The organism is Megasphaera sp. AF13-6AC, assembly GCF_027685385.1.
GTDB lineage: Bacteria > Bacillota > Negativicutes > Veillonellales > Megasphaeraceae > Megasphaera > Megasphaera micronuciformis.
Genome location: NZ_JAQCUN010000054.1, coordinates 1 through 8,589 on the forward strand (window position 1 = coordinate 1; position 8,589 = coordinate 8,589).

Genomic DNA, 8,589 nt, shown 5'->3' on the forward strand with positions numbered 1-8,589 from the left:
GAAATCGCTAAATACTTGCCTGATGTAGAAATCATTGAGCTACACCACAATAATAAATTAGACGCTCCGTCCGGTACGGCCAAAATGACGGCTGAAAAAATAGCCCGTGCTCGTCGTGAAGCCGGTGCGGAACCGGCTCCGGACAAAACACACGAAAGTCTTACCGGAGCCAGAGGCACTACGGTGGAGGGCATACCCGTACATAGCGTACGGCTGCCCGGGTATGTGGCACATCAGGAAGTGCTTTTCGGCGGCTACGGGGAAATCCTTACGGTCCGTCACGACTCGTTGGACAGAAAATCCTTTATGCCCGGCGTTGTCTTAGCCGTAAAGAAGGTGGATTCCCGCAAGGGTGTGACCTTCGGCTTGGAACACTATTTATAAAACTGTACAGGAGGCTTTACATATGAGTACGAAGAATCCGTCTGTAGCCATTTTGGGGGCTACCGGTGCTGTAGGACAGGAATTTATCAGATTAATAGAAGAACGCAACTTCCCGTACAGTTCCTTGAAGTTGTTGGCATCCAAACGTTCGGAAGGTAAGAAGCTGACGGTTAACGGTAAGGAGTATACGGTAGAAGAAGCGAAACCCGAATCGTTTGAAGGCGTTGACATCGGCTTGTTTGCCGGCGGGTCCATCAGTAAAGAATTAGCCCCCGAAGCGGTAAAACGAGGGTGTGTTGTCATTGATAACTCCAGTGCCTTTCGCATGGATCCCGATGTACCGTTGGTTGTTCCCGAAGTGAATCCTGAAGACATTCGTAAGCATAAGGGGATTATTGCCAATCCGAACTGTTCGACCATTATTATGCTAATGGCCTTAAAGCCTATTTACGACTTGTCTAAAATTACTAAAATTGTGGTCAGCACATACCAGGCTGTATCCGGCGCCGGTAAGGAAGGCATTGATGAACTGCGTAAACAAGTGGAAGATGTTATGGCGGGAAAAGAACCGGTAGCGGAAATCTTGCCTACAAAGAGCTTGGATAAACACTATCCCATTGCTTTTAATCTATTGCCGCAAATTGATGTTTTTATGGACAACGATTACTCTAAGGAAGAAATGAAGATGGTCAATGAGACACATAAAATCTTCCATGACGATACTATTGCCGTTACACCGACAACGGTTCGCGTGCCCGTATTCCGCAGTCATGCCGAATCGGTTTATGTGGAAACGGAAAAAGAACTGACCGTTGAAGAAATTCGTCGTGCTATCGATGCTTTTCCGGGGGCACAGGTTCAGGATAATCCGGCTAAAATGGAATATCCCATGCCCTTGTATACTTCGGAAAAGTATGATGTGTATGTAGGTCGCATCCGTAAGGATTTATTTAATCCCAAAGCCGTCAATCTTTGGGTATCGGGGGATCAAATCCGCAAAGGGGCCGCTTTAAATGCGTTGCAAATTGCGGAATATATGATAAAACACGATATATAAGGAGGAGTACGGGTTATGTTGAAGTTCGGAAACGTTATTACGGCTATGGTCACGCCCTTTTATGAAAACGGGAATATTGACTTTGACGAGTTTGATTCATTGGCAAGATATTTGCTTGGAAACGGTTCGGACGGGTTACTCGTTGCCGGTACGACCGGTGAAGGTGCTACACTGACGGAAGAAGAAAGATTGCGTCTTTTCCGGTTTGCCGCCGATGAATACGGCGATCGTACTATGATTATGGCGAATGTAGGTTCTAACAATACGGCGGCTACTGTTGAATTTGCCAAAAAAGCTGAGAAAACCGGCGTTGACTGTCTGCTCGTAATAGTACCCTATTACAATAAGCCGAATCAGGACGGGTGTTACGCACACTTTGCGGCAGTGGCAAAGGCCGTATCATTACCTGTTATTATTTATAATGTACCGGGGCGGACGGGTGGTAAAATCTTGCCTGAAACGGTAGTGCGACTGGCTGCGGACTTCCCCAATATTGTAGGCATAAAAGAAGCCAGCGGTGACTTGGTGGCGGCTACGAAGATTGCTCGCGACACTAAAGAGGACTTCCGCGTATATAGCGGTGAAGACGCATTGACATTGCCTATTACAGCTGTCGGAGGCACAGGGGTTATCAGTGTGGCATCACATATTATCGGCAAAGAAATGAATGCCATCGTACAGTGCTGCAAGAACGGAGACATGGAAGCGGCTGCATCTATCAATCAAAAATACCTTGATGTCATGACGGGAATCTTCACGACTGTTAATCCGATACCTGTCAAAGAGTGCTGCCAAATGTTGAAGATTACGTCTAAATGCGTATTCCGGCTGCCTATGGTAAATGCAAGTGACGAAGTAAAGAACTTCTTGGACAGCATGATGAAAAAAGCGGGACTTTATAGCCGCAAATAGAACAAACGAATAAAGAGTCATAGCAACGGGCTGATGAATAGCCGCTGCTATGACTCTTTTTTTGTGTTGAATCAGATACGACCTGACTCTTTCATGAATTCAATGTATTTCAGTCCCCAAGATTCTAAAGCGGTCAGGACTGTGCGAAACTCGGATCCCACTTCCGATAGGCTGTATTCTACCTTCGGCGGGACTGTGGCATAGACCTTGCGGGAGATAAGACCGTCATGTTCCATTTGTCGGAGTGCTCGTGTCAGAGTGGCTTGAGTAATGGGATTCAAACGACGTTCAAGTTCTCGAAAGCGAACAGGACCTTCTGCCAGTTCGTGCAAGATTAAGAGTACCCACTTGCCGGCTAAGACCTTTTGGCTTGTTGCAAAGGGGCATCGTCCTACGAGGTCATGTATGTTGGTGAGTGTGTCTGACATAGAAATCTCCTTTTAAACGTTTTTTGTAAATAAACGGTAGGTAATACATGCTTATTTATCAATATAGCACACCGCATAAAGGAGTCAACTCATTAACAGTATCTTTTTTATATGTACAAATATTTTTGAAAAAATAGGCAGTAAACGACCTAAATCTATCATATTTGATAGTACCTATCGGAAATAATTCTACTATTCAGTGTAAGCGTAAGCTACTATAATGAGTGTGTAATAAATATGAGTCGATGCAGTTTCAGTAAGCAAGCGACGTAAATTCAGGAGGTTACTATGACACACGAAGAATTGAAAGCAAAAGTACAGGCCTTGGCAGATGCGGCATCAAGTAATGAAACGGTAAAGGCCTTCGCCAATGAATGGTTAGGGGCTGAAGGAACGGATAAGCAAGCCGGATTGACGAAAGAGTTGCCGACTGTTGTGAAGGAAAATATTGCTCTTATTGACGAAACTATTGATTTTATGGGTTCTTCTACGGCAGCGGAATTGTTCGGTAAAGAAGCGGCTCATGCCATGTTGAAACATGCCGAAGAAATTAAGGCGCAAGGTGCGGAATTTTGTGATTGCCCGGGATGTATTGCGTGTAAAGATATTATCGATCATTTGGATGAAATCTAATTTGCTGAATAAAAAGCGGCTCCTTTCGGAACCGCTTTTTATTCGGCCTTTATATAACCACTCTTTCGGGAAAGTCCTGTTCATAGACATACAGTCAGGCGAAGTGTACAATAAAACACATACGATCTATAAGGGCGGATTACGCATTTCGAAGGCAGGAGGCAGTTCATGAAAGCTATAATAAACAGCCGTATAGTGACGAAAGAGACGGTTCTTACCGGCCGTGTTCTTGTCTATGATGAGAGCGGAATTCAGCAAATCGTGAGCACTGATAACTTTCAAGCAGGAAAATGCCGTGTTATAACGGACGGAAGCGGCTATATTGCGGTGCCGGGCTTTATTAATGAACATATTCACGGCCTGGGAGGCGTCGATGTCATGGATGACGATCCTCAAGCGTTAGCCGTCATGGCAAAACGCTTGCCCGAAACGGGTGTTACGGCCTTTCTGCCGACGACTATGACTTATGATCCGCAAAGTATTACGCGTGCATTGACTCGTATTCGCCGTTATATGAAGGAGCGGTGTATCGGGGCAAAAGTCCTGGGTGCCCATATGGAGGGGCCGTTCATCAATGATGTCTATAAGGGGGCTCAAAAGAGCACCCATATTGTTAAGGCCGATTTTTCGTTAATAGAACCCTTTATAGATACGGTACGCATCGTTACTCTGGCGCCGGAGACTTTACCCGACAACTCTTTTTTAGAAGCGTGCAAAAAGGCGGGAATCATAGTTTCTGTCGGGCATAGTGCCGCTACGTATGAAAAGCTGGCAGAGCGCTTGGCAGGTCTTGATCATTATCATGTGACTCACTTATATAATGCTCAATCACCTCTACATCACCGCAAGCCGGGTGTGGTAGGTGCGGCTTTGACGGATGAACGGGCCGTGTGCGAACTTATTTGTGATGATGTACACCTGCATCCGGCAGCACAAAGGTTGGCGTATATAGCAAAGGGGAGGAACGGTATCATCTTGATTACCGATTCCATCAGAGCTTGCTTGACAGAAAACGGTGAGTCGGAATTGGGCGGACAGAAGGTTTTCGTTCACGAGAATTGTGCGGAATTGGCAGACGGAACTTTAGCAGGCAGTGTTCTTACCATGGCTGACGGTGTACGTCGATTCATGCATAATACGGGTGCGTCCTTGCCAGAAGCCGTAGCGGCGGCAAGCTTGAATGTAGCCGTAAGTCTCGGCTTGGATCATCAGTTGGGATCCCTTGAAGTCGGTAAGGCGGCGGATATAGTCCTTCTTGATGAAGATACTTTACAAGTAAAAGAGACAATTATTGACGGAACGACAGTTTTTAGTGTCTAGACACATACAAAAGAGGCTGTACGGAATGTATTTTCATTCCGTACAGCCTCTCGGTTTTTATTCAACAACCTGAACGATTTCATCCAAGGTGCGGCGTGTTTTGTTGCGGTGCGGTTTTTCGTCGCGATAACCGAAGGCTGCCATAACGGCAATTCCGAAGCGGTTCGTATCGAACAGACCGAGTTCATCACCCAAAAAGGCGGTCATCTTATCTTGATTAAAGCCTTCCATGGGGCAAGAATCAAGTCCTTCATAAGCCGCCATAGTCATCATATTGGACATGACGATGTAGGCCTGCTTGGAAGACCAGTCGAAGGCAGCCCGTTCAGATTCAAATGTTTTATAATCTTCAGTAGTGAATTGAGCATATTTTTGGCGATAGGCAGCATCTACTTCAGGCGGTAATTGTTTTACCTCTTCTTGAATATGGCGGATGTAGGGGGAATCAAATTCCAGATCCGACTTTTTGCGAGCCAGGAATACGACTACGTGACTGGCTTCGAGACCTGCTAAAATTCCCCAGCCGTATTGTTTCATTTTTTCGCGGATATCCGGGTTTTGTACTATTAATAACCGGAAGGCTTCAAAACCGAGAGATGTCGGTGCTAATCGGCCGGACTCAAGAATAGCATTCCAATCGTCGTCGGAAATCTTTTTAGCTGAGTCAAATCTTTTGCATGCATAGCGATATTTCATAGCATAAGCTAAATCATTGCGATTCAGATTAGGCGCTTTTAATTCGACGGTTTCTATTTCGTATTTGTTCATGTCTGTCTCCTTATAGTATACGTAGATTCATCTGTTATTACTGTTTCTTATTTGCGACGTCGGTGATCGGCACCCTTGTGCTTTGTTTTATGTACTTTCTTTTTAGTAGCCTGGTAGGTGCTGGCCGGGCGGGTGTCTTTGTAGACTCGCTTTTTCTTAGGAGCCTTATTGGCTCCTACTGTCTTAATCTTACCGTTAGCCGTGTATTTTGTGATCGTTGCTTGTATAGTGTGTTCAATGCGCCGAATTTTGTCTTCATCGGAACCTGTCGCGAACATGACGGATAGTCCTGAAGATCCGGCACGTCCCGTACGCCCGATACGGTGAATATAGTAGTCCGTATCACCGGGGACATCGTAACTGAAAACGTGGGAAATCCCTTCAATATCAATACCTCGGGCGGCAATATCCGAAGCGACGAGAATTTGTGTCTTGGCCTTGGCAAAATCACGCATCACCTGATTACGGCGCCCTTGAGACATATCGCCTTGCAGTTCAGCGACGTTAAAACCGCGGGCAATAAGATCGCCCGCCAGTTTCTTAGTTCGGTCTTTCGTATTACAGAAGACAACGGCCAGGTAGGGGTTAAATTCGGTGAGCATATCACAGAGTTTTTCAAATTTGCGATCTTCGCTCATCATGTAAATTCGCTGTTCTATATTTTCCAGCGTAATCGTTTCGCCTTCACGGACAGTAAGGCTTAGGGGCCGATCCATATGCTTTTTGGCAAGGCTGCGTACTTTATCGGGGATGGTAGCGGAAAAAAAGAGGAGTTGCCTTTTTTTCGGAGTCATGCCGATAAGTTCGTCCACCTCCGATAAAAAGCCGGACTGTAGCATTTGGTCCGCTTCATCGACGACGACATAGTGAACACCGCTCAAGTCGAGAGAGTTGCGGCGGCAATGGTCTAAGAGTCTACCGGGTGTACCGATAATGACTTGAGGCCGACGGTGCAATTTCTGCAATTGGTTTTCAATGGTTTTGCCGCCGATAAGATTGAGAATGTCCAAGCCCGTAACAGGCGTAAAAGAGTCGGCGACGGTGGCAAGCTGTTCTGATAACTCGCGTGTCGGTGCCATAATCAAGGCTTGTGTCATAGACGCGTCTTTTTTTATACCTTGGAAAATCGGTAGAAGAAAAGCCAAGGTTTTACCTGTACCGGTTTGTGCCTGGACGAGGAGATTATGCCCCTTAAGGGCAGCCGGTACGGCCTGTTCCTGAACAGCCGTAGGTTCCGTAATATGTTGATTTGTCAAAGCTTCCACGAGAGAGGCGTTAATACCCAGAGAAGCAAAGGTTTTATTCATAATAAAACTCCTTATGTAGCATATGTAATAATACTAAATCCAGCCGAATTTACTGCACGCTTTTACGATTCCGCCCGCATCATTGCGGTCTGTTATGTAGTCTGCACGGTCTTTGAGTTCTTTTTTTGCATTACCCATGGCAATGCAAAAAAACGGCTTTGTAAACATGGAAATATCGTTCATGCCGTCACCGAAAACTACAACATTTTCCGGAGACTCACCCATCATTTTCATGAGTTCGAAAATCCCTTTTTCTTTGTGAGTCGGTTCTATTAAAAGACGGTTTCCTAAATAAGGAATGACGGGGAGGCCGTGTAAGTTCGGCATAACTGCAGGGCAATCGAAAAAAATCTTGTAAACGGCTTGAATGGAATCAATAGTGTCATCCGTACCGTAATGTTGTTCAAAATGAGTATACCCGGAGATGTCAAAGCTGTCGTATTTGGAACGCATAATCGGTTTGTTTTCCGTAGCAGCCGCCCAAGGAATACCTTGTTTTTCAAATTCTCGCAAAACGGCCTTGGCGGCTGTGAGTGGTAATGGCTCAAGCTTAAGGATTTTTCCGTCCAGTGTAAGACTGTTACCGCCGTCGGCGACAAATGAGTGAATGCCGTATGCTTTGGCGACGTGGGCCGCATCATATTGGGCTCGACCTGTCGCAATGGCGATAAAGTGTCCTTTTTGTACCAGTCGTTTCAGGCAATAAGCCGTATCGGCCGGCAACTGCTTTGTCAGTTTTAAGCCCAAGGTTCCGTCAATATCAAAGAAAAAGTATTTTCGTTTCATTCTGACCTCCGTACATACCCGTTATTATAATATAAGCGATCTTTAGGTAAAAGGGGAAGCCTATGATGAGATGTATTTTTTTGATATACTTAAAAAATAATGAAGTATAATACGGAGGGTTTGGTATGTCCTTATGGAAAGATGTGTGTAAGCAGGCTTTGTATATGAGCTTTTTTACCATTCTTATACCCATCGGCGCCTATACGATTCATAGTGGATCCAGTGCCGTTGTGGCTGCAGTTTCCTACGGTTTTTTATCGACGGTTATTCCCTTGGCCTATGTAGGGATGGCGGGAGCCGCTTTCGGCGATAAAAATGTGCGCATTCGCCGTATAGGTATCGTGGCGGCGCGGATTATTGTCGCTGCTGCCGTGTATGCTGTTGTAGAACACGGCAATCTGATGCAATGTCTGACACCTTTTTGGCAATGGCCTGCCGCCGGCCGAGACTTGGTCTTTATAATTCTCATGTATGCCGATTTGGTTCTTACCTTAACTATTGCTTGCATACTGACGGGTCGTAAAATGCGGAAAGGAGAGTCGGTTTATGCGGGAAACCCTTAAAGGTCTCGTAGCCGCCGTTGCTTGGTCCGCATTGTGGATTTTGCCATTACCGTTCGGCACCTTCGTGTCCGATCGGATTTTCTTTACGAGTCTGTCGCCGTTACTGCTTGGTGTATTAATCCTTACTGTTCCGCCTTGGCTGCGACGTAGAGATATGCGTCTTTTCGGGAAGTCCGTGTACCCGTCTACAGGGTTACTGATTTATGCGACCGTTGTGGCACTCCTTTTCGGAACGGCCTTTTTAGGAGCGCTAAGAAGTACGGAATTTTGGCAATCCTATCCCTCCAGAGTCGGCGTGTATACGTTGTGGATGATAGCGGTACTCATGGGGCAAGCTGTTATGGGTCGTATCTTTTTTCTATGGCATGATAAGGTGCGAAAACGGAGTTTTTCCGACTTTATCGATCCTTTGTTTTATGCCTTGCCAATAC

General features: G+C 45.8%; 10 protein-coding genes and 1 pseudogene. 7 read left to right on the forward strand and 4 right to left on the reverse strand.

Annotated elements, in window-relative coordinates:
- The 3 genes from PGX78_RS04340 to dapA all read left to right on the forward strand — a co-directional run.
- Positions 1 to 384 (forward strand): 4-hydroxy-tetrahydrodipicolinate reductase (locus tag PGX78_RS04340; RefSeq protein ID WP_333523897.1); only part of this gene is annotated, 384 nt, incomplete at its 5' end.
- A gap of 22 nt (positions 385 to 406) precedes the next feature.
- A complete protein-coding gene (locus PGX78_RS04345; protein WP_270445537.1) occupies positions 407 to 1,441 on the forward strand; it encodes an aspartate-semialdehyde dehydrogenase in 1,035 nt (344 codons plus the stop codon).
- A gap of 15 nt (positions 1,442 to 1,456) precedes the next feature.
- A complete protein-coding gene (dapA, locus tag PGX78_RS04350; RefSeq protein WP_270445538.1) occupies positions 1,457 to 2,353 on the forward strand; it encodes a 4-hydroxy-tetrahydrodipicolinate synthase in 897 nt (298 codons plus the stop codon).
- 71 nt (positions 2,354 to 2,424) lie between these two features.
- On the opposite strand, the gene PGX78_RS04355 is transcribed toward dapA, so the two are convergent.
- Positions 2,425 to 2,781, reverse strand: coding sequence for a winged helix-turn-helix transcriptional regulator (locus tag PGX78_RS04355; RefSeq protein ID WP_270445539.1), 357 nt, complete (start codon positions 2,779 to 2,781; stop codon positions 2,425 to 2,427).
- Between the two features lie 288 nt (positions 2,782 to 3,069).
- Between PGX78_RS04355 and PGX78_RS04360 the strand changes: the two genes are divergently transcribed.
- Together PGX78_RS04360 and nagA are read left to right on the forward strand one after the other, a co-directional pair.
- Positions 3,070 to 3,414 carry a hypothetical protein gene (locus PGX78_RS04360; protein ID WP_270445540.1) on the forward strand — a complete coding sequence of 115 codons (345 nt, stop codon included), beginning with the start codon at positions 3,070 to 3,072 and terminating at the stop codon, positions 3,412 to 3,414.
- 168 nt (positions 3,415 to 3,582) lie between these two features.
- On the forward strand, positions 3,583 to 4,734 hold the full coding sequence (gene nagA / locus PGX78_RS04365; protein WP_270445541.1) for an N-acetylglucosamine-6-phosphate deacetylase: 1,152 nt from the start codon (positions 3,583 to 3,585) through the stop codon (positions 4,732 to 4,734).
- A gap of 57 nt (positions 4,735 to 4,791) precedes the next feature.
- Here nagA and PGX78_RS04370 read toward each other — a convergent pair whose 3' ends face one another.
- The 3 genes from PGX78_RS04370 to PGX78_RS04380 are packed head-to-tail and all read right to left on the reverse strand — an operon-like array spanning position 4,792 to position 7,595.
- Positions 4,792 to 5,502, reverse strand: coding sequence for an NAD(P)H-dependent oxidoreductase (locus PGX78_RS04370; RefSeq protein ID WP_270445542.1), 711 nt, complete (start codon positions 5,500 to 5,502; stop codon positions 4,792 to 4,794).
- A gap of 47 nt (positions 5,503 to 5,549) precedes the next feature.
- Positions 5,550 to 6,809, reverse strand: a complete 1,260-nt coding sequence (locus PGX78_RS04375; protein WP_270445543.1) for a DEAD/DEAH box helicase — start codon at positions 6,807 to 6,809, stop codon at positions 5,550 to 5,552.
- A gap of 33 nt (positions 6,810 to 6,842) precedes the next feature.
- The gene (locus PGX78_RS04380) at positions 6,843 to 7,595 is read right to left on the reverse strand and encodes an HAD family hydrolase (RefSeq protein WP_270445544.1); all 753 of its coding nucleotides are present in this window, start codon (positions 7,593 to 7,595) and stop codon (positions 6,843 to 6,845) included.
- 125 nt (positions 7,596 to 7,720) lie between these two features.
- Between PGX78_RS04380 and PGX78_RS04385 the strand changes: the two genes are divergently transcribed.
- Both PGX78_RS04385 and PGX78_RS04390 read left to right on the forward strand, forming a co-directional pair.
- Positions 7,721 to 8,158, forward strand: a complete 438-nt coding sequence (locus tag PGX78_RS04385) for a hypothetical protein (RefSeq protein WP_270445546.1) — start codon at positions 7,721 to 7,723, stop codon at positions 8,156 to 8,158.
- A pseudogene (locus PGX78_RS04390) lies at positions 8,142 to 8,589 on the forward strand (hypothetical protein); the annotation flags it as partial. The gene PGX78_RS04385 and the pseudogene PGX78_RS04390, both read left to right, overlap by 17 nt.

Bases quoted from the DNA above. Each gene is read 5' to 3' on its own strand.
- PGX78_RS04345 (WP_270445537.1), top strand. From the start codon at position 407: ATGAGTACGAAGAATCCGTCTGTAGCCATTTTGGGGGCTACCGGTGCT.
- dapA (WP_270445538.1), top strand. From the start codon at position 1,457: ATGTTGAAGTTCGGAAACGTTATTACGGCTATGGTCACGCCCTTTTAT.
- PGX78_RS04355 (WP_270445539.1), bottom strand. From the start codon at position 2,781: ATGTCAGACACACTCACCAACATACATGACCTCGTAGGACGATGCCCC.
- PGX78_RS04360 (WP_270445540.1), top strand. From the start codon at position 3,070: ATGACACACGAAGAATTGAAAGCAAAAGTACAGGCCTTGGCAGATGCG.
- nagA (WP_270445541.1), top strand. From the start codon at position 3,583: ATGAAAGCTATAATAAACAGCCGTATAGTGACGAAAGAGACGGTTCTT.
- PGX78_RS04370 (WP_270445542.1), bottom strand. From the start codon at position 5,502: ATGAACAAATACGAAATAGAAACCGTCGAATTAAAAGCGCCTAATCTG.
- PGX78_RS04375 (WP_270445543.1), bottom strand. From the start codon at position 6,809: ATGAATAAAACCTTTGCTTCTCTGGGTATTAACGCCTCTCTCGTGGAA.
- PGX78_RS04380 (WP_270445544.1), bottom strand. From the start codon at position 7,595: ATGAAACGAAAATACTTTTTCTTTGATATTGACGGAACCTTGGGCTTA.
- PGX78_RS04385 (WP_270445546.1), top strand. From the start codon at position 7,721: ATGTCCTTATGGAAAGATGTGTGTAAGCAGGCTTTGTATATGAGCTTT.